Origin of the sequence: Streptomyces sp. NPDC051133 (genome assembly GCF_040682635.1) — a bacterium.
GTDB lineage: Bacteria > Actinomycetota > Actinomycetes > Streptomycetales > Streptomycetaceae > Streptomyces.
Map to the genome: position 1 here is coordinate 45,857 of NZ_JBFBBK010000041.1, position 26,967 is coordinate 72,823.

Sequence of the window (26,967 nt, forward strand, 5' to 3'; positions counted from 1 at the left end):
CGACGGCCGCCGACCGGGGTTCCGGCCGGCGGCCGTCGCGTCGGGCGCGAGCGGTCGGTCAGGCCTTGGCCGGCCGGGAGCAGGCGCCCGCGGCGCACGCCGTGAGCCACTGGTCGAAGCCGGCGTCGTAGCGGGTGCCGATGCCGTCGTGGTAGACGGCGTATCCGCCGGCGTAGTCACCGGCGCGGAAGCGGGCCAGCATGCGCTGGACGTCGTCGGGGTGGCGCTCGGTCATGTAGCGCACGGCGAGGTAGCCCCACGGGTAGGTGCGGGTGGTGTCGCTGTTGTCGTAGGTGTTCTCGAAGAGAGTGCTCAGCCGGTACGTGTGCCGGGCCGCCTCCTGGACCGCCTGGTCGTCGGCGAGGCCGCGGTAGCCGTAGGAGACGTACTCGGCCACGCCCTCGATCCACCACACGTCCGGCACGGTGATCTCCTGGGCGAAGTCGCCCTTCATGTCGTCCCGGCCGTCGAGGAAGTGCGTGTACTCGTGGTTGAGGTTCCAGATCCGGGCCGGGAAGCCGTCGTCCGCGGGCTTCTGGTACATGATCGACGTGACGTGGTTGGCCGGATCGGACGGGTCGCCGTCCAGGGTCATGCCGCCGTTGTCGGTGTCGATGCCGTAGATCGGGCCCGCGTACGTCTGGTAGTCGGCGCGGGCGGCGAAGACCACCAGCTGGATCGTGGACACGTACTGGCCGGGTATCGGTCCGCCCGCCTTGACCACGCCGCGGAAATAGGAGCTCTGGTTCAGCACGCTCGCGCAGGCGGCGTCGAGGTCGGCCGCGGTGAGCGCCTCGGCCCGGACGGTGACGTTCGCGTCGCACCGGCGGGTGACGGGCAGCACCGCCCTGGTGAGCTTGCCGGGCAGGTCGCAGACGTCGTAGTAGGAGCACTCGGCGCCGTCGTAGGCGCCGGCCTGCGTGGCCACGGCCACCCACAGCCCGGCGGTCGGGCCGGTCATCGCCGTCCCGTCCAGCAGGTCCTTGACCAACGGCCGTACGGTGTCCTGGAGTTCGGGGTGCTCGACGTAACGGGCCAGGTTCATCCCGGCGTTGGAGTCCAGGAAGGCCAGGTCGGTACCGAGCTGGTCGGTGTTGGCCAGGGCGAAGTCGTAGAGGGTGTCGATGATGCGCGGGTCGGCCTCGACCGCCCGCACGTAGTCGGGGTTCCAGTTGCCGCGCCACAGCGGGGTGTAGACGTCGTTGACGGCACCGATCATGCTGGGGATCGCGTCGTAGGAGCTGTCGTAGGCGTTCAGCAGCCGCCGGTAGACGGACAGATAGCGGCCCTGCTGGTCGGCGCTGTCGGTGAGGACGACCGTCTCGCCGAGGATGTCACCGTTGGCCGCGGTGACGTCGCGGGAGTGGGAGCGGGCGAAGAAGGTGTCCAGGCCGGCCGTGACGGCGGAGGTGAGGCGGGAGGTGTACGTCCCCACGTCCCCCGGATGGTTGAACTGCACGTAGTAGCCCGCCCGCAGGAAGAGGACCAGCTGCTCCAGGCCGCCGGCGTCGTCGCCGCGGTACTGGCCCGCGGTGGTCCGGTACGCGGCCGCGACGGTCAGCATCTGGGGCTCGCGGAACACGTCGTACGCGTCCTTGCCGGTGACCGCGAACAGGGTGTTGACGCAGTCCGTGGACGCCGCCTTCACATAGGCGACGAGGGCGGACCCGGTACGTGAGCCGAAGTCGCCCGGGGTGCAGGAGGCAGTACCGGCCACCCTTCTCTCCCGATGGGTGAACGTGAACCTGTGCGGCGGGAGTTGGGCCGGGCTGAGCCGGTGGGGACGGGTCGCGGGGCGCTCGGTGGCGGCGGTGGTCGCTCCGGTGGGCGACGGCGTGGGCACCTGGGCGTGGGGGGCGGCGGCCGCGCCGGTGTGCGGCGGGGGTGCGGCCAGGGCCGGTGTGGTCAGCAGGCCGGCCACGGTGACGCAGACGGCCGCGGCGCCGGCCAGGCGTCCGGGCATGCGCCCGGGCAGCGCGAAGCGATAGCGCATCTGGGGTTCCTCCACGAAGGGATGCGCCTCGGTGGGGTGTTGAGGCGTGTGAGGCACTGTCTCAGCGGGCCATCGGCGCCACAATGCCGTGTGACATAGCACATGACACCGGCCGCTCATAACATCGCGGCACGCCGTCGGCCTGCGGTTACGCCCCCGCGACGCTCCAGGTGCGCGAGGCCCACGCCCGCAGATGCGGTGCCTGGGCCACGAGGTCACGGTAGGCGGCCGTGGCGGACTGGACCAGCGTGTCCACCATGTCGTCGGTGACGGTGTCCGGCCGCCACGCCAGCACGTAACGGCACCACAGGGGGGAACCGGCCAGCGGCTTGACCACGACGTGCGGCATCGGCCGCAGCGTCGGCTGCACGAGCGACACCCCGAGCCCGTCCGCGATCATGCTCTGCAGCTGGGTCTGGTCGCCGAGGAACTCGTGGACGGTCACCGGTGTGAATCCGGCCGCCGCGCAGGCGTCGTAGAACACCCCGGGCCAGCCGGCCCCGTCGTCCGGGGTGACGAACCACGCGTCCTCGGCCAGTTCGGCGAGCTGAACCTGGGCGCACTGCCGCAGCCGGTGCCGGGAGGGCAGGGCGACGAACGTCGGCTCGGTGACGATCCCGCGGTGCCGCACCGCGCCCGAGTGGCGCAGCTCCATGCCCGGATAGTCGGCGGCGATGGCGGCGTCCACCGCGCCCTCCTCCAGCAGTTCCACGATCCGTGAGGAGGCGTAGACGCTGGTGACCGCCACGGACAGCTCGGGCAGCCGGGAGCGCACACGGGAGACCGTGCCGGAGAGCATGGGCGAGTTGGTCGCCGCCACCCGCAGGGTGCGGCCGGGTCGCGCGGCGGGCTTGCGGTGGCCGATGGCGTCCGCGCGGGCCAGGACGTCGCGGGCCTGGGCGACGACCTCGGCGCCGTACCGGGTGGGCCGCACCCCGCTCGTCCCGCGCTCGAAGAGCGGCTCGCCAAGGTGCCGCTCGATGCGCCGCAGCTGGGTGCTGACGGCGGGCTGGGAGTAGCCGAGCTGAGCCGCGGCGCGGCCCACACTGCCCGCGTCGGCGATCGCGCACAGCACTCTGAGGTGCCGCAGCTCCAGCTCCATCGCTCCACTCCCCGTCCCGCGCCCCTGCGGTGCCACACGCCGGGCCGGCGCTCACCGCCCGCGCCGGCCCGGTCCCGGCCGGCGGACCGAAGCGTTCCATCCGGCCGCGACCTGCACAAGTCGCAGACCCGCCGACGTCCCGCCCCGGCCGCGAGCGACCTTGGGGGAGGAGTTCGTCGGCTCATCCCACTCCCTACAGCACATTCCCATTTGCCTAAAGCTTTTTGGAAGCTGCACAATCAGTTCTGGCAGAAGGGAGAAGGCTGATGGTTAGGGCAGGACTAACCACCGAGCGCCTGGTCCGGGCGGGCGCGGAGCTCGCCGACGAGGTCGGCTTCGAGCAGGTGACGGTGTCCGCGCTGGCCCGGCGGTTCGACGTCAAGGTCGCGAGCCTCTACTCGCACCTGAGGAACTCCCAGGACCTCAAGACCCGGATCGCGCTGCTCGCCCTGGAGGAGCTCGCCGACCGCGCCGCCGAGGCGCTCGCCGGCCGGGCCGGCGGCGACGCCCTGCGCGCCTTCGCCGACGTCTACCGCGACTACGCCCGCGCGCACCCCGGCCGCTGGGCGGCGACCCGCCATCCGCTGGACCCCGAGGCGGCGGCCGGCAGCGCGGGCGTCCGGCATGCGCAGATGACCCGGGCGATCCTGCGCGGCTACGACCTGTCCGAACCCGACCAGACCCACGCGGTCCGCCTCCTCGGCAGCGTCTTCAACGGCTACGTCGGTCTGGAGCTCGCCGGCGGGTTCAGCCACAGCGCCCCCGACTCGCAGGAGTCCTGGACACGGATCCTGGACGCCCTCGACTCCCTGCTGCGCCACTGGCCCGCCCCCTGACCTTCCCGACCTCCCTGACCGCGTGCGGCGCAGGGACCCTTTTGAGACACAGGCCCCACCATGCAGACCATTCCCCTCTCCCCCGTCCTCATCCGCGGCGCCCTCGACCTGGAGCGCACCGCCCACGGCCTGCTGCCGCACCGGCTGCCCGCCCGGGCCCGCGCCCAGTGCGCCGACCCGCAGCTGCGCATGGCGGAGTCCCAGCCCTCCGGGGTACGGCTGGCCCTGCGCACCCGCGCCACCACGGTCGAACTGGACACCCTGCCGACCAAGCGGGTCTACACGGGGGCGCCGTCACGCCCGGACGGCGTGTACGACCTGCTCGTCGACGGGCGGCCGGCGGGCAGCGCCACGGTCACCGGCGGCGACACGCTCACCATCGACATGCGGACCGGTTCGGTCGAGCACCGCCCGGGTCCCGTCGGCACCGTGCGCTTCACCGGCCTGTCCGACGCGGTCAAGGACGTGGAGATATGGCTGCCGCACAACGAGACGACCGAACTCGTCGCGCTGCGCGCCGACGCCCCCGTCGAAGCCGTACCGGACGCGGGCCGCAGGGTGTGGCTGCACCACGGCAGCTCGATCAGCCACGGCTCCGACGCCGCGTCCCCGACCACCACCTGGCCGGCGCTCGCCGCGTCCCTCGGCGGGGTGGAGCTGATCAACCTGGGCCTGGGCGGCAGCGCGCTGCTCGACCCGTTCACCGCGCGGGCCCTGCGCGACACGCCGGCCGACGTGATCAGCGTCAAGGTCGGCATCAACCTGGTCAACGCCGACCTGATGCGGCTGCGCGCCTTCGGCCCAGCCGTCCACGGCTTCCTCGACACCGTCCGCGACGGCCACCCGGACACTCCGCTGCTCGTCGTCTCGCCGATCCTGTGCCCCCTCCACGAGGACACCCCGGGCCCGAGCGCCCCGGACCTGTCCGCGCTGAGTGAGGGCCGGCTGCGGTTCCGGGCGACCGGGGACCCGGCGGAGAAGGCCGCGGGGAAGCTCACGCTGGGGGTGATCCGGGAGGAGCTGGCCCGGATCGTGCGTGAGCGGGCCGCCGAGGACCCGCACCTGAGTCTGCTCGACGGCCGCGAGCTGTACGGCGAGGCCGACTTCGGCGAACTGCCGCTGCCCGACGGCCTCCACCCGGACGCGGCCACGCACCGGCGGATCGGCGAGCGGTTCGCGGCGCTGGCGTTCGGCGCGGGCGGCCCGTTCGCCGACCGCGCCTCCTGACCCGTACCGGCCGGGTCACACCAGATGGGCGAAGACCACCAGGTTGTCGGTGTAGTCGCGCACCGAGTGGTCGTAGTCCCCGGCGCAGGTGATCAGGCGGACCTCGGGGCGCGAGGCGTCGGCGTACACGCGCTCGCTGGGAAAGTCGTCCTTGGCGAAGGTGTCGGCGCTGTCCACGACGAAGTTCGCCGTGCGGCCGTCGACGCGCTCCACGCTGAACCGGTCACCGCTCCGCAGCTGGTCGAGGTTGACGAAGACGGCGGCCGAGGTCACGGTGTCGACGTGCCCGGCGATGATCGCGGTGCCCTTCTCCCCGGGCGAGACGCCCCCCGGGTACCAGCCGACGAGGTTGGTGTCGGCCGCGGGCGGGGGCTGGAGCTGGCCCGTGTCGGCGAGCGTCAGGGTGGTGAAGGGCGCGTCCACGCCGATCTTCGGGATGAGCAGGCGGGTCGGTGTGGACCGGGGCAGCGCGGTGTCGTCGGACCGCCCCGGATCGGCCGGCGCGGCGGCGCTCGCGCCCGCGGTACGGGACGTCGGCCTCGCGTCGTCCGGCCCGTGGTGGCCGCCGAACACGCTCATGGCGAGGAGGACGATCGCCACGCCCCAGAGGGTCAGCCGCCCGCCGCGGCCGGGGTTCGGCTCGCCCGCCGCCGGCTGCGCGGAGGGCGGGGAGGACGGATCTGCTGCCATCGGTCACCACCTCGCTCGGGCACGGCAGCACGGGGATCGGAACAGGGGGCACCGGTACGCGGGAACCGGTGGACGGGGGCCACGGCGCGGACCGCCGACACGCCGGGCGCGTCGGCGGCGGCCGCTTCCCCGGGTCGCGTCGATGCGTCAGGCCGCCGCCCCGGAGGCCTTCCTGCGGCGCAGCGCGTACGCCCCGGCGGCACCCACGCCCAGCACGGCCAGCCCACCCGTGGTGACACCGGGAGCGGCGAGCGCGCCGCCGCCGGTGTGCATGCCGCCCCGGGGCTTGTCCCGGCCTTCGTCGCCGCCGCCCTGGCCTCGGCCGCCGCTGTCCTCGTCCTCGCCCCGGTCGCTCTGGCCACGGCTGCCGCCGTCCTCGTTCTTGCCCTTGCCGCCCTCGCCCTTCTCGCCGCCCTGGTCCTTGCCCCCGTTGCTCTCGGGGTCGAAGCCACCGGCGTCGCCGCCCGAACCCGAGCCGGAGCTCCAGTCGTCACTGCGCACCAGCGACGCGAGCGCTCCGCCACCCGTGTGCATTCCACCGCGCGGCCCGTCGTGTCCTCCCCCGCTGTCGCGCTGCTTGCCGTAGTCCTTGTCGTGGTCACCGCCGGAGTCCTCACCGCTGTCACGGTCGGAGCCCTTGCCGTGGCCGCCGCCGGAACCCCCGTCCTGACCGCTGTAGGACGAGCCGCCGTGGCCGCCGCCGTCGCCGCCCGCGGGGACGGCGAGGGCGGCGCCGGGTGTCGTGAGGGCGAGGGCGGCGCCGGCGGCCGCCGTGGCCAGGAGCATGCGTGCAGAACGCATAGTGATGTCCTTCCGCCGTGACCGGGCAGCGGATACCTCATCAGCTGGATGGACCCGGCTCCGACATGAACCACCGTCAAGGAGGGCTCCGGCTCCCACCATCCGAGCCGCCCAGCCGGGTCACCCCGCCACCCGTCTGCCCCAGTGATTGCGCCGCATGGACCCTCGTCCGGGTCAATCAGCCGGCATGTCGGGCGCCGCGCGTCCCGCGCGGACCGGGGGAACGGCCGGAGGGGGCGCCGGTCCACACCGAGGCCGGTACCGGCGGCGGGCCGGCCGTACGGTCAACTCGTCGCCCACGCACCGAGGATGACCGCTCCGGTCGCCCGGCACCGGCAGGGGGCGCACCGGTCGGCGTACTCCGTCCGGTGGAACGGCCCGTGACCCGTGCGCCGCGCCCCGATCCGGATCCGACAAACCATCACATTCCAGCGGTAACCTCGTCGCCCCAGCCCGCCGAGAAGGGGCCGCCCCATGCTCGAGACCACCCTGCTCGCACGCGGAGCCCGTCGGCTGCTCACGGTGTCGGTGGGTGCGCTGATCGGCGTCGCCGCCGTCGCCGCACCGGCCCGGGCCGACGTCGGCCAGGTGACGGAGTATCCGGTCACCACCGCGGCCGACAGCGTCCCCGCCGGCATCGCCCTCGGGCCGGACCATGCGCTGTGGTTCGCGGAGAACGGCGCCGGCCGGATCGGGCGGATCGCGCTGGACGGCTCCGTGGCCGACTTCCCCACCTCCGGGCCTGACACCGGCCCCACCGAGATCGTCGCGGGACCCGACGGTGCCCTGTGGTTCACCGAGACCAGCACGGGCAGGATCGGCCGCATGACCACCTCCGGTCGCTACCGGACGTTCCGGGTGCCCACGGCCGACAGCGCGCCGTCCGGGATCACGGTCGGACCGGACCGGGCCCTGTGGTTCACCGAGGGGAACACGAACAAGATCGGCCGGCTGACCACCTCCGGCCGGTTCACGGAGTACCGCGTGCCGACGGCGCTGGCCGGCCCGTACTCCATCACGCCGGGCGCGGACGGGGCCCTGTGGTTCACCGAGATCGACAGCGGCAAGGTCGGGCGCATCACCCTCGCGGGCCGGATCACCGAGTACGCACTGGGCGGGGCGTCCGACTTCCCCGACGACATCGTCGCCGGTCCGGGGGGCCTGTGGGTCACCGCGTCCGGCTCGGACTCGGTGGACCGGATCACGTACACCGGCCGCGTCACCCGGTTCCCGCTGCCCGACCCGGGCAGCGGCCCGAGCGGCATCACCCGCGGGCCCGACGGCCGGATCTGGTACGCCGACCAGGCCGGGCGGATCGGCCGGGTCGCGGCGGACGGCAGGATCACCACCTTCCCGGTGCCCGGCGGTGCCGGCAAGGTGCCCTTCCGGCTGACGGCGGGCCCCGACCGGGCCGTGTGGTTCACGGAACTGATCGGCAACGCCATCGGCCGGATCCAGGCGCTCCCCCGCTGACCTCCGCCCGGACGGATCCCGCCACCGCGACCTTGTTATGACACAGGTCATAACGCAGGCTGGTGCCGACGGCACGGCAGGCCGACGCGGTGGGAGGAAGCAGTGGCGGACGGGATGGCGCGGACCTTGTGGGAGCGGTACGAGCCGGTGCACGATCTCGTGTACTTCGCACCCGAGGCGCACCGGGCGGCGGACGTGCTCGGCATGCGCGGATTCTGGATGGGGTACTTCGCGCTGCGCGCCGCGCCGCTCGGCCCGGTGGCCCCGTCGGTGGTGACCGGCTGCTTCTACGTCTTCCATCCGGCCCGGGTGGCCCGGGCGCTGCCCGACGCCTGGGGGTACGCGGCTCCCGCGGACGTGCTGGCGGCCCGTGCGGAGGCCATGGACGCGGCGATGACGGGGCTGTTCGGCCGGGACGTCGTCGGCTCTGCCGAGTTCGCGCAGGCCGCGGACCTCGCCTGGGAGGCGGCTGCCGCGGCGGACACCGCGGGCCGGGTGCTGGCCGCCGCCAACCAGGCGCTGCCACGCCCGGAACGGCCGGCCGCGCGTCTGTGGCAGGCGCTGACGACCCTGCGCGAGCACCGGGGGGAGGGACATGTCGCGGTCCTGGTGAGTCAGGGGATCGGGCCGGTCGAGGCCATGGTGCTCAAGGCGGCGGCCGGCGAGTCCGACGGGCCGTTCCTGCGGGAGACGCGGAAGTGGGAGCCGGCGGACTGGGAGGCGGCCGGCGCACGGCTACGAAATCACGGGCTGCTCGCGGCGGACGGGACGCTCACCCCGGCCGGGGCGGCCCTGCGGGCGGAGGTCGAGGCGCTGACCGACGCGGCGGCCGAGGGGCCGTGGACCGCGCTCGGCGCCGACCGTGCCGCACGTCTCGCCGGGCTGCTGGAGCCGCTGGCCCGTGCGGTCGAGGGGTCGGGGCTGCTGCCGGCCGGCAATCCGGTGGGACTGACCCGGGGTGCGCGGCCCGTCGGCGGCTGAGGTCCTCGGGCACGCCCGTACGGCGCCCCGTCCCTGGGCGCCGTACGGCGGGCGGAGGCTGCGCCGGGTTACCAGGTCACCGGCAGCCGCTCCGGGATCCGTTTCATGAAGCCGGTGCGCCACACCAGTTGCCCGGAGGGCACGGCGAGCGCGAGGTCCGGCAGGCGTTCCAGCAGGACCTCCAGGGCGATCCGGGCGTGGGCGCGGCCGAGCCCGGTCGCGGGGCAGTAGTGGGCGCCGCCGCCGAAGGAGAGGTGGTCGGCGGCGTTGTCACGGTGCACGTCGAAGCGGTGCGGGTCGGGGAACTTCTCCGGGTCGAGGTTGGCGCCCTCGACCAGGACCAGGACGAGTTCTCCCCTGCGCACCTCGACGTCGCCGAGCCGTACGTCCTCCAGCGCGAGCCGGGGCAGGGCGTCACCGATGGAGAGGTTCACCCGCAGCAGCTCCTCCACGCCCGGGCCGATCAGGTCCGGACGGTCCCTGAGCAGGTCCCGGGTGATGGGGTGGGTGAGCAGGTGGACCAGGGCCATGGCGAGGAAGCCCGAGGTGGAGATCACACCGGCGCCGAACATCGTGACACCGACGGTCGCCAGCATCTCGTCGGTGAGGTGGGCGTAGTCGGGGTCGTCGCGCAGGGCGGCGAGTTCGCCCATCAGGCCGTGCGTCGCGGGGTCGTCGAGCAGGGCCGTCATCCGGGCGATGTCCCGGTCCCAGTTGATCTTCGCGCCGGTGACCGGGCAGGGCGCGTTCATGAAGGCGATGTCGATGCTGCGCAGGAAGGCGGGGGCCTCGGTCTGCGGGATGCCGAGGATGCGGCAGTGCATGCCCGCCGAGTACGGGTCGCAGAACGCGCCGCGCAGGTCGGCCGTCGGGCCGTCGGCCGCCATCCGGTCCACCAGCCGGTGCGCCTCCTCGCGCAGCCGGTCCGTCAGGCCCGGGGACTTCGGGTTGAGCGCCTTCAGCACCGCGCGGCGCAGCCCGGCGCCGGTGATGTTGCCCATGTTGTTCACGACCTCGGGCGGGATCGTGAGCGCGTACTGCCGGGGCACCCCGGGGGCGGAGGTGTCCTTGAGGGAGAACCGGTCGTCCTTCAGGACCTGCGCGCACAGGTCGTACGACGACACCAGCCAGGCCTCGTCGCCGGCGATGGTCCGCACGCGCCGCACGGGGGTGGCGGCACGCAGGGCCTCGACCTCGGCGGGCACCCGGGTGCCGTCCCAGGAGAACGGGAAGTCGAGCAAGGGCGGGTGGTCGGTGCGGGTGTCGGGCGCGATGGTCATGCAACGGCTCCTTCGAGGGCGGCGGGGGTGACGATGGCGTGGCCCTGGTTGCGCGAGGCGCGCAGGCCGGCGCCGCGGGAGTACAACAGCTCGGCCATCGGGAGCAGTTGGTGGTAGCAGTTGAGCGAGGACGGCACCTTGAGGATGGCCGGGGTGTCCAGGAACAGCGGGGCCTCGGCGCACACGTACTCCAGGCACACCGCGCGCTGCCGCTCGGTCGGGGTCTCGCCGCGCGCACTGAGGAAACGATTCACCAGAGAGTTGCAGACGGCCCGGAAGGCGCTGTCACCCTCCAGGCGTCCCTTCAGGTGCCCGTGGATCTCCTGGTAGGCGGGGTTGGTGCGGAATTCCGACATCGGGTGCCAGTCCAGGCGCAGCCCCTCGGGATCGGCCGCCGACACCGCGTCACGGACCTTGGCGCGGACCCCGCGCAGGTTCTTCACGGCCTTGCGGCGGGCCTCGTCGGGCGGATAGCCGGACGCCTCGTACATCTCGGCGACGTACAGGTCGGTGTAGACGAAGTCGACCCTCTCGAAGTGGTCCAGTCCCCAGCGGGCGAGGTCGTGCAGGCGTCGGGCGGAAAAGTAGCTGTTGCCCGGGGACACGCCGATCACGGCGTGAGCGCCCTCGCCGAGAATGACCTCGCAGTGGGAGGTGTAGGGCTGGACTTCGAAGACGTCGGCCATCAGCACGGATGCTGTGGTCACGGGGGTGATCCTCCGCCGCGCGCTAGTCCCTGCGGGGCCCTGTGCCCCCGGTGTGGCGACGCGGCGCCCTCACGCTAGCGGTACCGGATCAGCACGGGTAGTAACCGCCGATGTTTGGCCGAAAACAGTCGTATCAATGGTCGAAGTGCCGCACGGAGGGCCCCGGTTGCGGGCCGTACCCTGAGGCCGTGGCCAACCGAGACGAGGATCCAGGACAGGTCGTGTCCCGGCTCACCGGGCGCCGGGTCGCCGGGACGCGTACGGCGCCGGGGTCGCCCGCGGAAGTGACGCTGGACGGCGGAACACCGGTCATGGTCAAGCGCGGCGACGCCCCAGGCGCCGTACGCGCCGAGGTGGCCGGCCTGCGCTGGCTGGCCGCGGCCGACGCGGTCCGGGTGCCGGCGGTGCTCGGCCACGACGAGCGGTGGCTGGTGACCGAGCGGGTGCCCACCGGGCGCCCCGACCCCGATGCGGCGCTGCGTTTCGGCCACGCCCTGGCGGCCCTCCACGCGGCAGGCGCGCCCCGCTTCGGCGCCGCGCCCCCGGGCGGCCCCGAGGACGCGTACATCGGGCTCGCCCCCATGCGCAACGCGCCGGGCACCGACTGGCCCGCCTGGTACGCCGAGCACCGTGTGCTGCCCTATGTGCGCGGCGCGGTGGACCGCGGCGTCCTGCGTGCCGACGAGGCGGCCGTGTTCGAGCGGGTCTGCGTCCGGCTGCCGGACCTGGCGGGGCCGGCCGAACCGCCCGCCCGGCTGCACGGCGACCTGTGGAACGGGAACGTCCTGTGGGGCGCCGACGGCGAGGTCCGGCTCATCGACCCGGCCGCGCACGGCGGACACCGCGAGACCGACCTGGCGATGCTCTGGCTCTTCGGCTGCCCCCATCTGGACCGGGTGCTCGCGGCTTACGAGGAGGCGGCACCGACGGCCGACGGGCGGCTGGAGCGGGTGGGTGTGCACCAGCTCTTCCCGCTGCTGGTGCACGCGGTGCTGTTCGGGCGCGGGTACGCGGAGCAGGCCCTCTCGGTGGCCCGCGGCACCCTGGCGGCGTGAGAACCGCCGGCGCCGCCGCGCAGCCGCCCGGCCCCTTTCGGCGTCCTCCTACCTGACGCCCGAACGCCCCCCTCCGGGGCGCCGGTTACACAGCGTAAGGAAACCAATCACCCGTTCGATTCGTATAAGGACGTGAAAGCCGAATCAGGGAGAGACCATGCAACCGTTCACGCTCAACTACGCGCGGCCCGCTGTGCAGTTGGACGTCACCACTCCGTACGCGTACGACTCCGGACTGCAGTTGAACGTCCTCCCGGACGGACGGATCGCCGCGACGGACCACGGAGTGCTCAGGGCGCTGGGGACCACGACCTCGACCGCCGGCTCCAAGACGCACTTCGACGACTGAACCACGGGCTTCGGAAGATGACCGTGCTCATTCTGACCAGTGAAGAGGACGTGACGGCGGACATGGTGGTCCTCCGGCTGGGCGAGGCGGGCGTGCCCGTGGTCCGGCTCGATCCCGCCGATCTCACCCAGGGGGTGGCGCTCTCGGGCGAGTACCTCCAGGGCGACCGCCGTGGACATCTGTCCGTCGGCGGGCGCCTGGTGAGCATGAACGGCCTGCGCTCCGTCTGGGTACGCAGGCCCGGGGCGCCGGCCTCGCGCGCCGCCCAGCCGTCCGCCTGGCTGACGGAGGAGTCGTCGCAGGCGCTGTACGGCATGCTGCGCTGCACGGACGCACGCTGGATGAACCATCCCGACGCGGCCGTACGGGCCCGCCACAAGCCCTGGCAGCTGCACCTCGCCCAGCGCTGCGGACTGCCCGTACCGGCCACCCTGATCACCACGTTCCCGCAGGCGGCGCGGGAGTTCGCGGAACGCTTCCCGGACCTGGTGGTCAAACCGGTCTCCGGCGCGCATCCGCAGGAGCCGCCGCGTGCGGTGCCGACCAGCCGGGTCGCGCCGGACACCGACTTCGCGGCGGTCGCCTTCGGGCCGACGCTGCTGCAGCGACGGATCACCAAGCGGGCCGACATCCGGCTCACCGTCGTCGGCGACACGCTGCTGGCCGCGCGCAAGCCCGCCGACCCGGACGCCCACCCCGACGACGTGGACGTCCGTTTCGCCCCCTCGGTCTCGCCCTGGCTGCCCGCCGAGGTGCCCCCGCGCGTCGCCGAGGCAGTGCTGCGTTACCTGACGGAGGCCGAACTGGCCTACGGCGCTTTCGACTTCGCGGAGGACGCCGACGGCATCTGGTGGTTCCTGGAGTGCAACCAGTCCGGCCAGTTCGGGTTCGTGGAGATGGACACCGGCCAGCCGATCGCCGCCACGATCGCCGACTGGCTCGCGGGGAAGGGCGATCCGGGGCGCAGGTGTGCGCAGGGCGACCGGAGCGCGGCATCGTGAGGGTGTGGGGAAGGGCTCGGAGGAAGGAACACCGTATGCGCATCGGACTGCTGGGGACGGGCCCGTGGGCCCGGACGGCGTACGCTCCCGCCCTGGCCGGGCACACCGGCCTGGAGTTCGCCGGGGTGTGGGGGCGCCGGCCGCACGCCGCCACGACGCTGGCGGAGCAGTACGGGGTCGCCGCGTACGCCGACGCGGAGGCCCTGCTGGCCGACGTGGACGCGGTCGCGGTGGCCCTGCCGCCCTCGGTGCAGGCCGAGTTGGCGGTCCGCGCGGCGCGGGCGGGCCGGCACCTGCTGCTCGACAAGCCCCTCGCGCTGTCGGTCGCCGAGGGGCGGGCCGTCGCTCAGGCGGTGGAACGGGCCGGGGTGGCGTCGGTGGTGTTCTTCACCGCGCGCTTCCAGAAGGAGCCGGAGGCCTGGATCGAGGAACAGGCCGCCGTGTCGGGGTGGTTCACGGCGCGGGCGCAGTGGCTGGGGGCGGTGTTCACCGGCGACAGCCCGTTCGCGGACTCGCCGTGGCGGCGGAAGAAGGGCGCGCTGTGGGACGTCGGCCCGCACGCCCTGTCGGTGCTGCTGCCGGTCCTCGGTGACGTACGGCAGGTGGTGGCGGCGGCGCACGGCCCCGGGGACACCGTCCACCTGGTCCTCGACCACGCCACCGGGGCGTCGAGCACGCTCACGCTGAGCCTGACGGCTCCGCCGGCGGCGGCCGGGGCCGATGTGGAGCTCCGTGGCGAGGCGGGGGTGACGGTGCTGCCCGGCAGTTCGCAGGGGGCGGTCCCGGCGCTGTCCCGCGCCGCCGACGTCCTGCACGAGGCCGCCCGCACGGGGCGCCCCCACCCCTGTGACATCGCCTTCGGCCTTCGCGTCACCGAGATCCTGGCCATGGCGGAGGAGCGGCTGGCGGGAGGCGGGGAATAGGGGCTCCGCCGCAGTGGTGGGCACGGGCGGCAACGCCGTCCCGGTGCGGCGCCGGCATCGTCCGCCGGCCGGGGACCGGCTCACCGCCGACGCGTGCGGCCGGGATGGACGGATGGACGTGCCGCGGTGGCCCGGCGCCATGGCTGCCGATGTCGCCACGGCGGTGCTGGGCCGGTGGGGTCGGGCGGACGCGAGCGGATGCCGTCCCGCCGGAAGGCCCTGTCACTGCGGGAGAGGGTCATGGCGCAGTCGCTCCTGCACGGCCCCGGTGGCGCCCGGTGGGCGGGGTGAGCCGCGTTGCGGACCTGGTTCCAGCGGTCCGATCGCACGGTGCCCCGGAGGCCGAGGACGGCGAGGACGCCGAGGACGCCGGCCAGGACGGCGACCGCGGGGCGGCGACGGGCCCCGCCGCCCAGGGCCGGAGCCCGCCGGGGTTCGTCGGCGGGCCCGGCCGAAGGCGGCGGCGTAGCGTGGTGGCGTGGGATCGGTGCGCGGCCGGTGGTCGCGCGGCAGGCAGGAGGACCGCGGGTGGCTGCGGGGCGCGCCACCGCCGTGGTGGGTGCGGGCGCTGCCCGTGCTGCTGCTCGTGGCCGTCACCGTCGCCACGCTGATCACTCCCCACGCTCAGGACGCCGGGTTCCTGCTGGGCGCGATCCCGCCGCTGGCCGTCCTGTCGTACGGCCCGCTCGCCACCGCGCTGCTCGGTCTCGCCGTGGTCGTGGTGCTGAACGTGCCGGCCACGCATCTGGACCGGCCCGGCAACACCGATCTGCTCACCGTCGTGTTCGTGGCCGCCCTGAGCGTGTTCGTGTCCTACGTGCGCAGCCGCCGGGACGCCCAGCTGGACACCGAGCGGGCGATCGGCGAGGCGGTGCAGCGGGCGGTGATGCCCCCGCTGCCGCAGCGGGTCGGGCGGATCGGGTGCGCGGGCTTCTACCGGGCCGCGCAGGACGGGACCCTGGTGGGCGGGGACTTCTTCGACGTGCGCGAGGGGCCGTACGGCGTGCGGGCGGTGATGGGCGACGTGCAGGGGCACGGGCTGTCGGCGCTCGCGACGGTGGTGGCACTGCTGGGGGCGTTCCGCGAGGCGGTGCTGGACCAGCCGGACCTCGAGTCGGTGGTGGCGCGGATGGACCGCAGGCTTGCGGTGGACTCGGCCGGCGTGCGGCACGCGGAGCTGTTCGCCACCGGGCTGCTGCTGGAGTTCTCCCCCGACGGGCGTGCGGTCCGGGTGGTGGCCTGTGGTCATCCGGCGCCCGTCCTGCTGCAGGCGGGGCAGGCCGCCGAGGTGACGGTCACGCCCGGCCCGCCGCTGGGGCTCGGTCTGGTCGACGTCGATCCGCCGAAGGGGGCCACGGTGGCGCTCGGCCCGGGCGACCGGCTGTTGCTGGCCTCCGACGGCGTGTGGGAGGCGCGGGACGCCTCGGGCTCCTTCTATCCGCTGCCCGGCCGGCTGGCCGCCCTGGCCCGGACCGCGTCCGCCGAGCTGCCCGGCGCGGTGTGGGCGGACCTGCTGCAGCGGCGCTACGTGGTCCGGGACGACGCCACGATCCTGGTGCTCGCACCCGAGTCCACGGCCCCCTGACCCGGGCCCCCGACCGGGTTCCGCGCCGGGGTGCGGCCAGGCCGGTCAGCCCACGTCCCACAGGAAGCGGTGGGTGTGGATGCCGAAGTAGGGGAAGGACTGGATCTCGCGTACGCCTTCGAGGGGACGGACGACGTCGTTGACGAAGTCCAGCAGGGCCTTCGGGCCGGGCGCGACCACCTCGGCGAACAGGTCGAATCCGCCCGAGGTGAGCACCGAGTAGACGACCTCGGGCCGTTCGGCGAGCGCGTCGGCGACGGCCCGGGGGTCCCCGTCGGCGCCGATGCCGAGCAGTGCCATGGCCTGCCCGCCCATGGCCATCGGGTCGGTGACGCCGACCACCTGAACGGCCTTGGACTCCAGCAGGCGCTGCAGCCGCTGCCGGGCCGCGGAGGCGGACAGGCCGACCTTCGGGCCGAGGTCGGCGTAGGCGATGCGGCCGTCGGTCTGCAGCTCGCGCAGGATGGCGCGGTCGATCTCGTCCATGGGCACCGGTGGTCCCTGCTCATCCGGCCAGTTCGGACAGGGCGGCGGCGAAGACCTCGGTGTGCGTGTCGACGTCCTGCTCGGTGGTGTCGGGGCACATGAGCGCCATGTTGTGGAAGGGCGTGAGGAGGATGCCCCGGTTGGCGAGGTAGAGGTGCAGGAAGTCCTCCAGCTCCGGGTCGGAGGCCGCCGCGGACTCGGTGCCGGTGCGCGGCGCCGGGGAGGTGAAGCGGTACTCGGTGCGGGCGCCGAGCCGGCTGACGGACCAGGGCAGGCCGTGTGCCTCGATACCGGCCCGGACACCGGTCTCGAAGCGTTCGGAGAGCTTCGCCATCGCGGCGAACGCCTCGTCGGTCAGCACGTGTTCGAGGGTGGCCCGCATCGCCGCGACCGACAGCGCGTTGCCGGCCAGGGTGCCGCCCACGCCGCCCATGTCGACCAGGTCCAGGTCGGTGCGCGCGAGCAGCCGCTCGGCCAGCTCGGCGGAGAGCCCGTAGGCACCGGCCGGGATGCCGCCGCCGATGGCCTTGCCGATGGTCAGCAGGTCGGGTTCCAGGTCCCACGCGGCGGTGCAGCCGCCGGGGCCGGCGGAGAAGGTGTGGGTCTCGTCGTTGATCAGCAGGGCGCCGTACCGCCGGGTCAGCTCGCGGACGCCCGCGAGGTGGCCGGGCTCGGGCAGGACGATGCCGATGTTGGTGAGAGCGGGCTCCATGAGGACGGCGGCGACGTCGCCGTGTGCCAGTTCGCGCTCCAGTCCCGCCAGGTCGTTGAACTCCGCGACCCGGCTGGTCAGCGTCACGTCGCAGGGGGCGCCGACGTTGCCGGGGCGGGCCGCGCCCTCGCCGTCCGGGCCGACGACGATCAGGGACTCGTCCACGCTGCCGTGGTAGCAGTAGCTGTTCACGAGGATCTTCCGCCGTCCGGTGACGGCGCGGGCGAGCCGGATCGCCCAGCGGTTGGCGTCGGTCGCGGTCAGCGAGAAGCTCCAGCGGGCCAGGCCGAAACGGCGGGTCAGTTCGGCGCCGACCCACTCGGCGTCCTCGGTGGGCAGCATGGCGGTGGCGCCGCCCAGGTCGCCGTACCGCCGCTGTACCGCCGCGGTGACGGGCGCGGGCGAGTGGCCGGCCATCGCGCCGGTGTCGCCGAGGCAGAAGTCGATGTACTCGTGTCCGTCGACGTCGGTGACCCGGGCGCCGCGCGCGCCGGCCAGATAGCGGGGGAAGGCGCCGGCCGTCTTGTTCATCCAGGTCATCGGCACCCGGCCGAAGAGATGGTCGGCCCGCGCATGAGCCGCGCGCGAGCGCGGGTTGCGTTGCTCGGCCTCGCTGCTCTCGCGGGCCAGGAGGGTGTGCAGACGGGTGCGGTCCATGGAGTGCCTCGCCGGAGAGGGTGACGGTGTCGGTCATGGTGACGGTGACGAATGCAGTGAGGCTACGACTGAAACCGCTCCCTCATCAAGGCATGGCACTTGATTCCGTTGTCACGACGATCGGATCGAGCGTGGAGCGTCGCCCCGTACCCCTGAAGGGTGACGCACCCCCCGTTGCCAACTGACGAACCGGCAGGCGGAGTTCGAACGCCCCGCCGGAAACGCCAGGCCGCGCCACCCCTTCCGCCAGGTAGAAATATCTACCAGCATGCATATGCCGGGTTGGTGTGCAGGTGCACCGAGTGCCCGGTCATGGCCGTTCCCTGCGCCCGAAGCGGCGAGCGAGGACACCGGAGCAGATGACGAACACGATGTGGATGCGAGGCGTGGAGTGGCTGGCCGCCGCGGCGGCGGACCCCCGCGCCTGCAAATGGGAGTGGGATCACGGGGAGGGTGTCGCGCTGCTGGAGGCCGGCCGCTTCTGGGACGTGCTGAGCGTCCCCGACCGCCTGGGGCTGCTCGCCCTGGACCTGCTGTGGCGGCCCTCGCTGCCGGTGCCGGGGCCCACCCTGGTGGACACCGCCGCCGGACGCGTCGGGTTCTTCCTGCCGCCGGACCCGTCCGGCGGCTGGGTGGGCGCCGGACTGCGGCACGTGACCAAGGGCTCCTGGGTGGCCGTTCCACCGCCGTACCGGCCGTCCCGTTCCCTGGAGTGGCTCGTGCCGCCCGACGGCAACGGCACGCTCCACGCGCCCGGCACCCTCGAAGAGGCGCTGCGACACGCCAACGGCACCCTCGCCGTGCTGGCTCCGAGGTGCGGGACGTAGGGGTCAAAGGCGGTCGTTCTCGGGCCGCCGGCCCTGGGCGAGGCCGAGGAAGGGCGCCCACAGCAGCTCCGGCTGCGTGGGTACCGCCCGGCCCTCGGCCCGCCACTCCGCGACGAGCCGCGCGTAGATCGGCTCCCGGGTCAGGTCCACCCTGCCCAGCCGGTACCTCTGGTCGGCCCCGGGCGTCTGCTCCGTCCGGTGCTTGTGGTCCACGCGGTCCAAGCGCTTCATGCCGGGGCAACGCCCTGTGCCCCGCCGCCGGTACGCCCCGGGGCGGCCCGCTCACCGGGTCGTGTGAGGGCGTCGCACGAACGATGCGTTCCGCCTGTCGGACAACCATCCCGCCAAGGGCCTGCGCCCGCCGGCCCTCGGCAGTGGCGGCACCGGCCCTTCGCGCGCGGCACGGTGCCGTCGGTCCGACGGGCGGTGCGAGAGGTCCGCTCCTATGCTGTGAAGGTCCTGTCGTGAAGGTCCGGGCCACGCCGTCCCGCTCACCGCACGTTCACCTCTCGCGTGCTTGGAGTCCAGGCCATGCCGCAATCATCCGCGCGTCTGCGCAGGGGGGCCGTGATCGCCGTCGCGGCGGGAACGCTGCTGGCACCGATCGCCGCCGGACCCGCGGGGGCGGCGCCCTTCGCCCCATCCGCCGGACTCACCGCGGGCTCCCCCGGCCCGTCCGCCACCGCGGCGGACGTGCGCGCGATGACGCCTGAGGTGGCCCGGCGGCTCGACGTCTCGGTCCGGCGGGTGATGCACGTGGCGAACATTCCCGGGGTGACCGTCGGCATCTGGACGCCGGGACAGCCGAGTTACGTCCGCTCGTTCGGTGTCGCCGACAGGAGCACCGGCCGGAAGATGGCGCCGGACCTGTACATGCGGATCGGCAGCGAGACCAAGACCTTCACCGTGACCGCCCTGCTGCAGCTGGTGGACCGGGGGAAGGCCCGCCTGGACGACCCGATCGGCAGGTACGTCGACGGCGTGCCGGGCGGGAACAGGATCACGCTGCGTCAGCTCGCTGAGATGCGCAGCGGGCTGTTCAACTACTCCGAGGACCCCGGCTTCTTCAAGGCGCTCACCGCCGACCCGCAACGGAGTTTCACACCACGGCAGTTGCTCGCCTACTCCTTCAAGCACCCCGTGATGTTCCCGCCGGGCGCGAAGTTCTTCTACTCCAACACCAACCTGATCCTGCTCGGCCTGGTGGTGGAGAAGCAGAGCGGGCAGCACCTCGGGGACTACATCAAGCGGAACATCCTCGATCCGGCCGGGATGAGGCACACGCTCTTCCCGGCCGGGAACGAGTTCCCCGCCCCGCACGCGCAGGGGTACACCGAGCAGACGGCGAACGGCGGACAGGCCGACGCCGCCGACTGGAACCCGTCCTGGGGCTGGGCGGCCGGCGCGATGATCTCGACGCTCGAGGATCTGCACACCTGGGCGCCCACGGTCGCCACGGGCCGATTCCCGGACGGCAGGCGGATGGTCGGCGCCGCCACGCAGAAGCAGCGGCTGATCACGCCGGCGACCAGTTCGATCACGGGAGCGGGCTACGGCCTCGGGATCTTCGACGTACAGGGCTGGATCGGGCACAACGGCTCCCTGCCGGGCTACGAGTCGCTCACCGTCCACCTGCCGTCGACCGGTACGACACTCGTCGCGCTCCTCAACACCGACACCGACTACCGGGGTCAGGAGCCCAGCACCGTACTGGGCGAAGCGATCACGAAGATCATCTCCCCGCAGCACGTGTACGACCTGCCGCTCTCCCGGACCGGGTGAGGCACGAACTCGGCCAGATTCGTGGCCGGGAGAGTTCGCGCGGTGTGCTTCCCGCCGACGACGGCGTCTACTGAGGGACGACCGCCTCGCAAGAGGGCCGCTCACCCAGGAGATCCCTCGTGACCGTCACCGACCGCATCGCCCTCGACCCCTTCGGCGCCGACATCGTGGCCGAGAGCGCCCGGCTGCGCGCCCTCGGACCCGTCGTACCCGTCGAGCTGCCCGGCGGCATCCCCGCGTGGGCGCCCACCGGCTACGACACGCTGAAAGACCTCGTCCTCGACCCCCGGGTCAGCAAGGACGCGCGCCTGCACTGGCGGTTGTGGCCGGAGCTGCAGCGGCACCCGTCCTGGAGCTGGATGGCGAACTGGGTGGGCGTGGTCAACATGCTCTCCACCTACGGCACCGACCACGCCCGGCTGCGCAAGCTGGTGGCGCCCAGCTTCACGCACCGGCGCACCGAGGCGATGGGTCCGCGCGTGGCGGCCCTCACCGCCGAACTGCTGGACGCGCTGGAGACCGAGAGCGCGGACGGCCGCGTGGTCGATCTGCGGGCGGCCCTCGCGCATCCGTTACCCATGCGCATGATCTGCGAACTGCTCGGCGTGCCCGAGGAGTTGCGACCCGACGCGGCACGCCTCATCACCGACTTCATGGACACCTCCGACCCGAGCCCCGAGTTCGCGGCCTCCGTGCACGAGCGGATCGGCTCGGTGCTGGGCGCGCTGATCGCGTACCGGCGCACGCACCCCGGCGACGACATCACCACGGAGCTGATCCGGGTCCGGGACGACGACGGCGACCGGCTCTCCGACCAGGAACTGCTGCACACGCTGCTGCTGGTGGTGGGCGCCGGGTTCGAGACCACCGTCAACCTGATCGGCAACGCGGTGGTCGCCCTGCTGACGGATCCGGCGCAGTCGGCGGCGGTGCGCTCCGGGGCGGTCGGCTGGGAGCAGGTGGTCGACGAGACGCTGCGGGTGCATCCGTCCATCGCCGCGCTGCCGCTGCGGTTCGCGGTCGACGATCTCAAGGTGGGGGACGTGACGATCCCGGCCGGGGACGCGATCATCACGATGTACGCGGCGGCCGGTCTGGACCCGGCACACTACGGCGCGGACGCGGCCGTCTTCGACGCGGCGCGGGGCGCCGAGGACCACATGGCGTTCGGGATCGGGGTGCACCGCTGCATCGGGGCCCCGCTGGCCCGGCTGGAGGCGCTCACGGCGCTGCCCGCCCTGTTCTCCCGCTTCCCGGGGCTGCGCCTGGCCGTCGGGCCCGAGGAGCTGCGGCACGTGCCGTCGTTCATCGCGCACGGCTGGCGGGAGATCCCGGTACTGGCCGGGTGAGAAGGCGCGGGGCCGCGACCGGTCCCCCGTTCCGGTCGTGCCCCGCGCGGACTGCCGAACTTAACGGCAGTGCCGGGCCGCCGGTAGCGCACCGATGCCCTGAGCGGCCCGGACGGCACTCACCGGTGCACAGGCCGGTCCGGTTGGTCCCGCTTCGCCGGGCCCAGCGCGGGCAGGGCCAGCTCGCCGGTGACGAGGTGGGCGAGGACCACCTCGTACAGGTCGGTGCCACCGGCCGTCAGCCGGCGTTCCAGCACGGGTTCGGCCGCCCGGACGTGTTCGCGCACGGTCTGGGCGTGCACGCCCAGTGCCTCGGCGGCACGTTCGGCGTGCGCGTCGGCCGCGATCCAGGCGCGCAGGGTGCCGCGCAGGTCCCGGCCGTCCGTGTCGAGGCGGCCGAGGAGGCGCTCGGCCCAGCTCCGCAGCGTGCTCGTGCGCAGCAGGTCGGCGAGCTGTGCCGGGGCGGACCGGCGGGGTGCGGTGCCGCCGGGATCGCACGGGCCGTGCGCCGCCTCGGTGTTGAGGGCCACGTGGGCGACGGCGCGGACGGCCAGGGCGGACAGGTCGGCGTCGAGCAGTGCCGCGAGGCGGTCCATGCGGGCGCGGACCGTGTTGCGGCTGACGCCGAGCACCTTGGCGGCGCTGACGGCGGTGAACTCCAGGCCCAGGCGGCTGGTGGCGAGGAGTTCGGCGCGGACGTGGTGCGCCAGTGTGTCGAGCGGCCGCAGCACCTGCGCCGACCAGGCGCGCAGCGCGTCCGGGTGCATGAGCTGCGCGGGGCGGGTGCGTTCGGCGTAGACGGCGGCCCGCTCCGGCCGGAACCGGGCGACGGCGAGCGCGGTGACGGCCTGTCCGTAGGCGGTGGCGGTCAGGGCGAGGCGCTGCCGGGGGCTGCCGCCGAGGAAGGTCCCGGGCCGGCCGGCGACGAGGGACCGCAGCCGCTTCTCCACCTCGGCCGAGGGGCCGACGACGATGACGTGTTCGTCCATCGCGGGGCAGCGCACGACGAGCGCCCCGCCGTCGGTGACGTCCACGCAGGCGTCGGCGAGCCGGTCGCGTTCGGCCGCGGCGGACTCGACGACGTAGACCCGGGCGGTGTCGCCCTCCAGCAGCCCCGGCCACAGCCCCGCGGCGACCCGGCGGGCGGAGACGGTGTCCTCCACCATCAGCAGTTGCAGGATCGCCAGCCGCAGGTCGGCCGTGGCCCGCCGCAGCCGCCCGGCGGCCTCCGTCAGCTCCCGCTCGCGCAGCACGAGTTCCAGCGCCCCCGCGGTGTGGCCGAGGATCTCCGCGGTGTGCCGGTCGAAGGGGGCCGGGCGGGCCACGGCCAGGACGGCGCCGGGGGCGGGGGCCGGGCCCTGGTGGCGTATCCCGACCAGGCGCACCTGCCCTCCGCCGTCCTCGACGGCGGCGGCGGAGAGCCGGCCACCGGCGATGTCGGCGACCACGGCGGCGTCGAGCGGCAGCCGCTCCCCGGCGATCAGGTGGCCGCGGGCGTCCAGGAGGCACACCGTCGCACGGGTGGTCCGGGCGAGCCAGGCGACGAGGCGGCGCGGATCGCGCCCGGCGGGCCGCAGCTGACCGAGCAACTGCTGCGCCCAGGCGGGCTCAACGTCGTACGGCCGCTGGATCGCGCTGTCCTCGTGCGGTCGGCCGGTCACGTGCCCCTCTCCTCGTCTCCGCGTTGACCTGGGCGTACGCAGGGGCACGTTACCCGACGTGCCGGGCACCCGTCCCGCGCCGCACATGGCTCCGCCGGCGGCCTGGGGGGACGGGCCGCCGGCGGAGACGCCGCGTCCGGAGTGGGGGGACAGCCCCGGACGGCTCGAAAGTTCGTGTGCCCGGGAATCCGACGGATACACCAGGGGATCTCAGCGCGGTTCGCCGACGGCGCCGGACGGCCCGGCGCGCGCGTCCCCCGGGCCCGCCCCGGCCCGCCCCAGCTGCGGTGCGCGGTCCTGCCGCGCCGCGATGACCCCGCCCGGCCGGCGGCACCCACCGGTGACCGCGGCGGTGGCCGCGGCGGCGCGCGGGACGTCGCCGACGGCCCCCTGCGCCGTCCTCGATCACGGCCGGCCGCGGGGTCCGGCGGGGTTCCGGACCCCGGTGCGACGCCCGCGGAGCCGTCGTCCGCGCTGCGGCCCGCAAGGGCCTGGGGCACGCCGACGCCGGTCCGCTCCGTACCTGCGCGCACCGCGTCCGGCGACGGCATAAGCTCGGCGGATGGCGAAGTACTTCGACGTGCACCCCGAGAACCCGCAGCCGCGCAGCATCGGCCAGATCGCCGACGCGGTGCGTGAGGGGGCGCTCATCGCATATCCGACGGACTCCTGTTACGCGCTCGGCTGCCGGCTGGGCAGCCGGGACGGCATGGACCGGATCCGCGCGATCCGCCGGCTCGACGACCGGCACCACTTCACGCTGATGTGCCGGGACTTCGCGCAGCTCGGCCAGTTCGTCCGGGTGGACAACGACGTGTTCCGGGCGGTGAAGGCGTCGACGCCCGGCAGTTACACCTTCATCCTGCCGGCCACCCGTGAGGTGCCGCGCAAGCTGCTGCACCCGAAGAAGAAGACCGTGGGCGTGCGCATCCCGGACCACGTGGTGACGCAGGCGCTGCTGGCGGAGCTCGGCGAGCCGCTGCTGTCCAGCACGCTGCTGCTGCCGGACGAGGAGGAGCCGATGACCCAGGGCTGGGAGATCAAGGACCTGCTCGACCATGCGGTGGACGCGGTGGTCGACTCCGGTGACTGCGGCACCGAGCCGACGACGGTGGTCGACTTCTCGGGCGGTGAGGCGGAGATCGTCCGCCGGGGCGCCGGGGACACCGCCCGCTTCGAGTGAGCGGGCGACACGGCGGGGACGTCGTCGCCGGTCCCGGGTGACAGCATGGGCCGTAGCCCTGGCGCCGGTGGCGGCTGCCGTCCGGCGCCCATCCCCGAGGAAGGCCTGCTCACCATGACCGATGTCCAGGAAACCGACATCGACATCCAGACCGAGGAGGGCGTAGCCGACGCCTGTCTCGTCCACCCCGCGGACGGACGCCCCCGCCCGGGTGTCCTGTTCTACCAGGACGCCTACGGCCTGCGGCCGCAACTGAGGAAGATGGCCGGCCGGCTGGCCGCCGCCGGCTACACGGTGCTGGTGCCCAACGTCACCTACCGCCTCGGCCGGGCCCCCGTCGTGGAACTGCCCGAGTTCATCGACACGGATGCCGACCCGACCATCTGGAAGAAGCTCGGCCCGATCGTGTCCGCGCTGACGCCGGACCTGATCGGGCGGGACTCCGCCGCCTATCTGCGCTGGATGGCCGACAGCCCGCTGGTCGCCGACGGACCGGTCGCGATCACCGGCTACTGCATGGGCACCCGGCTCGCGCTGTGGACGGCGGCGGCGCATCCGGACCGGGTGGCGGCCGCGGCCGGATTCCATGGCGGCATGCTCGCCACCGACGATCCGACCAGCCCGCATCTGAGCGCCCCGCGCATCACCGCGGAGCTGTACCTCGGACACGCCGACAACGACCGCTCGCTGCCGCCGGAGCAGATCGAGCGGCTCGAGAAGGCCCTGACCGATGCCGGGGTCCGGCACACCTGCGAGGTCTACCCGGGTGCCGGGCACGGCTATACACAGGCGGACACTCCGGTCTACGACGAGGAAGCCGACGAGCGGCACTGGGCGGCGCTGCTCGGCCTGCTCGAGCGCACCTTCTGACACCGGTGTCCGGCGCCCGTCCACAGCGGGCGCCGACCGATTCCGTCCTTCTCATTGACATGGACGCGACGCAGCACGACGCTGAGAGCGCTCTCAGAAACAGGTACGGACCACTGTCCGTACGACCCCGACCCCACACGGAGGTGGAGAGTGCCTCTCACCCGCACACGACGCCGCACGCTGCCCCTGGCCGCTGCCGCCGCCCTGGTCGGCGGCGTGCTCGCCGTCGGCGTCCCGGACCCCGCCGGTGCCGCCGTGCCGGACACCATCGCGCTGAAGATCACCAACAACTCGGGCCGTTCGGACCCGCTGTACCTCTACGACCTGGGCACCCAACTGTCCTCGGGCCGGCAGGGCTGGGCCGACGCGAACGGCACCTTCCACGCCTGGCCGGCGGGCGGCAATCCCCCCACCCCGGCACCGGACGCGGCGATCCCCGGCCCGGCCGCCGGACAGTCGACGACGATCCGTCTGCCGAAGTTCTCCGGCCGCGTCTACTTCTCCTACGGCCAGAAGCTCGTCTTCAAGCTCACCACCGGCGGTTTGGTGCAGCCGGCCGTGCAGAACCCGTCCGACCCCAACCGGGACATCCTGTTCAACTGGTCCGAGTACACGCTGAACGACTCCGGGCTGTGGCTCAACAGCACCCAGGTGGACATGTTCTCGGCGCCGTACGCGGTGGGGGTGCAGCGCTCCGACGGCAGCGTGAGCAGCACCGGGCACCTGAAGCCGGGTGGCTACACGGGCTTCTTCGACGCGCTGCGCAGCCGGTCGGGCGGCTGGTCCGGGCTGATCCAGAAGCGTTCCGACGGGACGGTGCTGCGCGCCCTGTCCCCGCTGTACGGCGTGGAGACCGGCGCCCTGCCGGCGAACGTGATGGACGACTACGTGGGCCGGGTCTGGCAGAAGTACACGACGTCGACGCTGACGGTCACACCGTTCGCCGACCGGCCGGACACCCGGTACTACGGCCGGGTCTCGGGCGGCGTCATGAACTTCACCGACGCCTCGGGCGCCGTCGTCACCAGCTTCCAGAAGCCCGACGCGGACAGCGTCTTCGGCTGCCACAAGCTGCTCGACGCGCCCAACGACAACGTCCGTGGCCCCATCTCCCGCACCCTGTGCGCGGGCTTCAACCGCTCGACGCTGCTGACCAACCCCGACCAGCCGGACACGACGACGGCCGGCTTCTACCAGGACGCCGTGACCAACCAGTACGCGCGCGCCGTGCACGACCGGATGGCCGACGGCAAGGCCTACGCGTTCGCCTTCGACGACGTCGGCAACCAGGAGTCGCTGGTCCACGACGGCGGTCCGCAGCAGGCGTATCTGACGCTGGATCCGCTGAGCTGACACGCCACGGCCCCGCACCCCGGCCGGCTTTCCGGTGCGGGGCCGCGATCGCGGGGATCAGCCGGTCGTCAGGGCGGTGTCGTC

The 26,967-nt window shown here is 73.6% G+C and carries 25 protein-coding genes; 15 read left to right on the forward strand and 10 right to left on the reverse strand.

Features of this window, described 5'->3' with window-relative positions:
* Positions 1–58 precede the first annotated feature (58 nt).
* Together AB0N17_RS33040 and AB0N17_RS33045 are read right to left on the reverse strand one after the other, a co-directional pair.
* Positions 59–1,993: a collagenase gene (locus AB0N17_RS33040; RefSeq protein WP_366015278.1), complete on the reverse strand. Its 1,935-nt coding sequence runs from the start codon at positions 1,991–1,993 to the stop codon at positions 59–61.
* A 148-nt stretch (positions 1,994–2,141) separates the two neighbouring features.
* Positions 2,142–3,095, reverse strand: coding sequence for a LysR family transcriptional regulator (locus AB0N17_RS33045; RefSeq protein ID WP_366015279.1), 954 nt, complete (start codon positions 3,093–3,095; stop codon positions 2,142–2,144).
* Between the two features lie 266 nt (positions 3,096–3,361).
* On the opposite strand from AB0N17_RS33045, the gene AB0N17_RS33050 reads away from it, so the two are divergent.
* Positions 3,362–3,931, forward strand: coding sequence for a WHG domain-containing protein (locus AB0N17_RS33050; protein WP_366015280.1), 570 nt, complete (start codon positions 3,362–3,364; stop codon positions 3,929–3,931).
* 60 nt (positions 3,932–3,991) lie between these two features.
* Positions 3,992–5,158 carry a GDSL-type esterase/lipase family protein gene (locus AB0N17_RS33055; RefSeq protein ID WP_366015281.1) on the forward strand — a complete coding sequence of 389 codons (1,167 nt, stop codon included), beginning with the start codon at positions 3,992–3,994 and terminating at the stop codon, positions 5,156–5,158.
* A 15-nt stretch (positions 5,159–5,173) separates the two neighbouring features.
* On the opposite strand, the gene AB0N17_RS33060 is transcribed toward AB0N17_RS33055, so the two are convergent.
* Positions 5,174–5,848: a class F sortase gene (locus tag AB0N17_RS33060; protein ID WP_366015282.1), complete on the reverse strand. Its 675-nt coding sequence runs from the start codon at positions 5,846–5,848 to the stop codon at positions 5,174–5,176.
* A gap of 147 nt (positions 5,849–5,995) precedes the next feature.
* Entirely contained in the window at positions 5,996–6,649 is a 654-nt protein-coding gene (locus AB0N17_RS33065; protein ID WP_366015283.1) for a hypothetical protein, read from the reverse strand.
* Positions 6,650–7,123: 474 nt separating this feature from the next.
* Here AB0N17_RS33065 and AB0N17_RS33070 point away from each other — a divergent pair, with 474 nt between their 5' ends.
* A complete protein-coding gene (locus tag AB0N17_RS33070; RefSeq protein WP_366015284.1) occupies positions 7,124–8,122 on the forward strand; it encodes a hypothetical protein in 999 nt (332 codons plus the stop codon).
* Between the two features lie 114 nt (positions 8,123–8,236).
* Positions 8,237–9,103: a hypothetical protein gene (locus AB0N17_RS33075; RefSeq protein WP_366015285.1), complete on the forward strand. Its 867-nt coding sequence runs from the start codon at positions 8,237–8,239 to the stop codon at positions 9,101–9,103.
* 68 nt (positions 9,104–9,171) lie between these two features.
* Here AB0N17_RS33075 and AB0N17_RS33080 read toward each other — a convergent pair whose 3' ends face one another.
* Positions 9,172–10,383, reverse strand: a complete 1,212-nt coding sequence (locus tag AB0N17_RS33080) for a cytochrome P450 (protein ID WP_366015286.1) — start codon at positions 10,381–10,383, stop codon at positions 9,172–9,174.
* The gene (locus AB0N17_RS33085) at positions 10,380–11,090 is read right to left on the reverse strand and encodes a tRNA-dependent cyclodipeptide synthase (RefSeq protein ID WP_366015287.1); all 711 of its coding nucleotides are present in this window, start codon (positions 11,088–11,090) and stop codon (positions 10,380–10,382) included. Before AB0N17_RS33085 ends, AB0N17_RS33080 begins: the two co-directional genes overlap by 4 nt.
* 221 nt (positions 11,091–11,311) lie before the next feature.
* Here AB0N17_RS33085 and AB0N17_RS33090 point away from each other — a divergent pair, with 221 nt between their 5' ends.
* The 5 genes from AB0N17_RS33090 (at position 11,312) to AB0N17_RS33110 (ending at position 16,003) form a co-directional block, all read left to right on the forward strand.
* Complete coding sequence (locus AB0N17_RS33090; RefSeq protein WP_366015302.1) at positions 11,312–12,145, forward strand: fructosamine kinase family protein; 834 nt, start codon at positions 11,312–11,314, stop codon at positions 12,143–12,145.
* Between the two features lie 157 nt (positions 12,146–12,302).
* Positions 12,303–12,494: a putative ATP-grasp-modified RiPP gene (gene tgmA / locus AB0N17_RS33095; RefSeq protein WP_366015288.1), complete on the forward strand. Its 192-nt coding sequence runs from the start codon at positions 12,303–12,305 to the stop codon at positions 12,492–12,494.
* 17 nt (positions 12,495–12,511) lie between these two features.
* Positions 12,512–13,495, forward strand: coding sequence for an ATP-grasp ribosomal peptide maturase (gene tgmB, locus AB0N17_RS33100; RefSeq protein ID WP_366015289.1), 984 nt, complete (start codon positions 12,512–12,514; stop codon positions 13,493–13,495).
* Positions 13,496–13,530: 35 nt separating this feature from the next.
* A complete protein-coding gene (locus AB0N17_RS33105; RefSeq protein WP_366015290.1) occupies positions 13,531–14,418 on the forward strand; it encodes a Gfo/Idh/MocA family oxidoreductase in 888 nt (295 codons plus the stop codon).
* 478 nt (positions 14,419–14,896) lie between these two features.
* Positions 14,897–16,003, forward strand: coding sequence for a PP2C family protein-serine/threonine phosphatase (locus AB0N17_RS33110; RefSeq protein ID WP_366015291.1), 1,107 nt, complete (start codon positions 14,897–14,899; stop codon positions 16,001–16,003).
* Between the two features lie 45 nt (positions 16,004–16,048).
* Here AB0N17_RS33110 and AB0N17_RS33115 read toward each other — a convergent pair whose 3' ends face one another.
* On the reverse strand, positions 16,049–16,489 hold the full coding sequence (locus AB0N17_RS33115; RefSeq protein WP_366015292.1) for an Lrp/AsnC family transcriptional regulator: 441 nt from the start codon (positions 16,487–16,489) through the stop codon (positions 16,049–16,051).
* Positions 16,490–16,508: 19 nt separating this feature from the next.
* Positions 16,509–17,858 carry a transaminase gene (locus tag AB0N17_RS33120; protein WP_366015293.1) on the reverse strand — a complete coding sequence of 450 codons (1,350 nt, stop codon included), beginning with the start codon at positions 17,856–17,858 and terminating at the stop codon, positions 16,509–16,511.
* A gap of 359 nt (positions 17,859–18,217) precedes the next feature.
* Here AB0N17_RS33120 and AB0N17_RS33125 point away from each other — a divergent pair, with 359 nt between their 5' ends.
* On the forward strand, positions 18,218–18,685 hold the full coding sequence (locus AB0N17_RS33125; protein WP_366015294.1) for a hypothetical protein: 468 nt from the start codon (positions 18,218–18,220) through the stop codon (positions 18,683–18,685).
* A 3-nt stretch (positions 18,686–18,688) separates the two neighbouring features.
* On the opposite strand, the gene AB0N17_RS33130 is transcribed toward AB0N17_RS33125, so the two are convergent.
* The gene (locus AB0N17_RS33130) at positions 18,689–18,916 is read right to left on the reverse strand and encodes a hypothetical protein (protein WP_366015295.1); all 228 of its coding nucleotides are present in this window, start codon (positions 18,914–18,916) and stop codon (positions 18,689–18,691) included.
* 300 nt (positions 18,917–19,216) lie between these two features.
* On the opposite strand from AB0N17_RS33130, the gene AB0N17_RS33135 reads away from it, so the two are divergent.
* On the forward strand, positions 19,217–20,467 hold the full coding sequence (locus tag AB0N17_RS33135) for a serine hydrolase domain-containing protein (RefSeq protein WP_366015296.1): 1,251 nt from the start codon (positions 19,217–19,219) through the stop codon (positions 20,465–20,467).
* Positions 20,468–20,586: 119 nt separating this feature from the next.
* Positions 20,587–21,816, forward strand: coding sequence for a cytochrome P450 (locus tag AB0N17_RS33140; protein ID WP_366015297.1), 1,230 nt, complete (start codon positions 20,587–20,589; stop codon positions 21,814–21,816).
* A gap of 119 nt (positions 21,817–21,935) precedes the next feature.
* Here the strand turns inward: AB0N17_RS33140 and AB0N17_RS33145 are convergent, their stop codons facing one another.
* On the reverse strand, positions 21,936–23,477 hold the full coding sequence (locus AB0N17_RS33145; RefSeq protein ID WP_366015298.1) for a helix-turn-helix domain-containing protein: 1,542 nt from the start codon (positions 23,475–23,477) through the stop codon (positions 21,936–21,938).
* 562 nt (positions 23,478–24,039) lie between these two features.
* Here AB0N17_RS33145 and AB0N17_RS33150 point away from each other — a divergent pair.
* The 3 genes from AB0N17_RS33150 (at position 24,040) to AB0N17_RS33160 (ending at position 26,883) form a co-directional block, all read left to right on the forward strand.
* Positions 24,040–24,660 carry an L-threonylcarbamoyladenylate synthase gene (locus AB0N17_RS33150; protein ID WP_366015299.1) on the forward strand — a complete coding sequence of 207 codons (621 nt, stop codon included), beginning with the start codon at positions 24,040–24,042 and terminating at the stop codon, positions 24,658–24,660.
* Between the two features lie 114 nt (positions 24,661–24,774).
* A complete protein-coding gene (locus AB0N17_RS33155; protein ID WP_366015303.1) occupies positions 24,775–25,530 on the forward strand; it encodes a dienelactone hydrolase family protein in 756 nt (251 codons plus the stop codon).
* Positions 25,531–25,710: 180 nt separating this feature from the next.
* Positions 25,711–26,883 carry a glycoside hydrolase family 64 protein gene (locus tag AB0N17_RS33160; RefSeq protein WP_366015304.1) on the forward strand — a complete coding sequence of 391 codons (1,173 nt, stop codon included), beginning with the start codon at positions 25,711–25,713 and terminating at the stop codon, positions 26,881–26,883.
* The last annotated feature ends 84 nt before the right edge of the window (positions 26,884–26,967 follow it).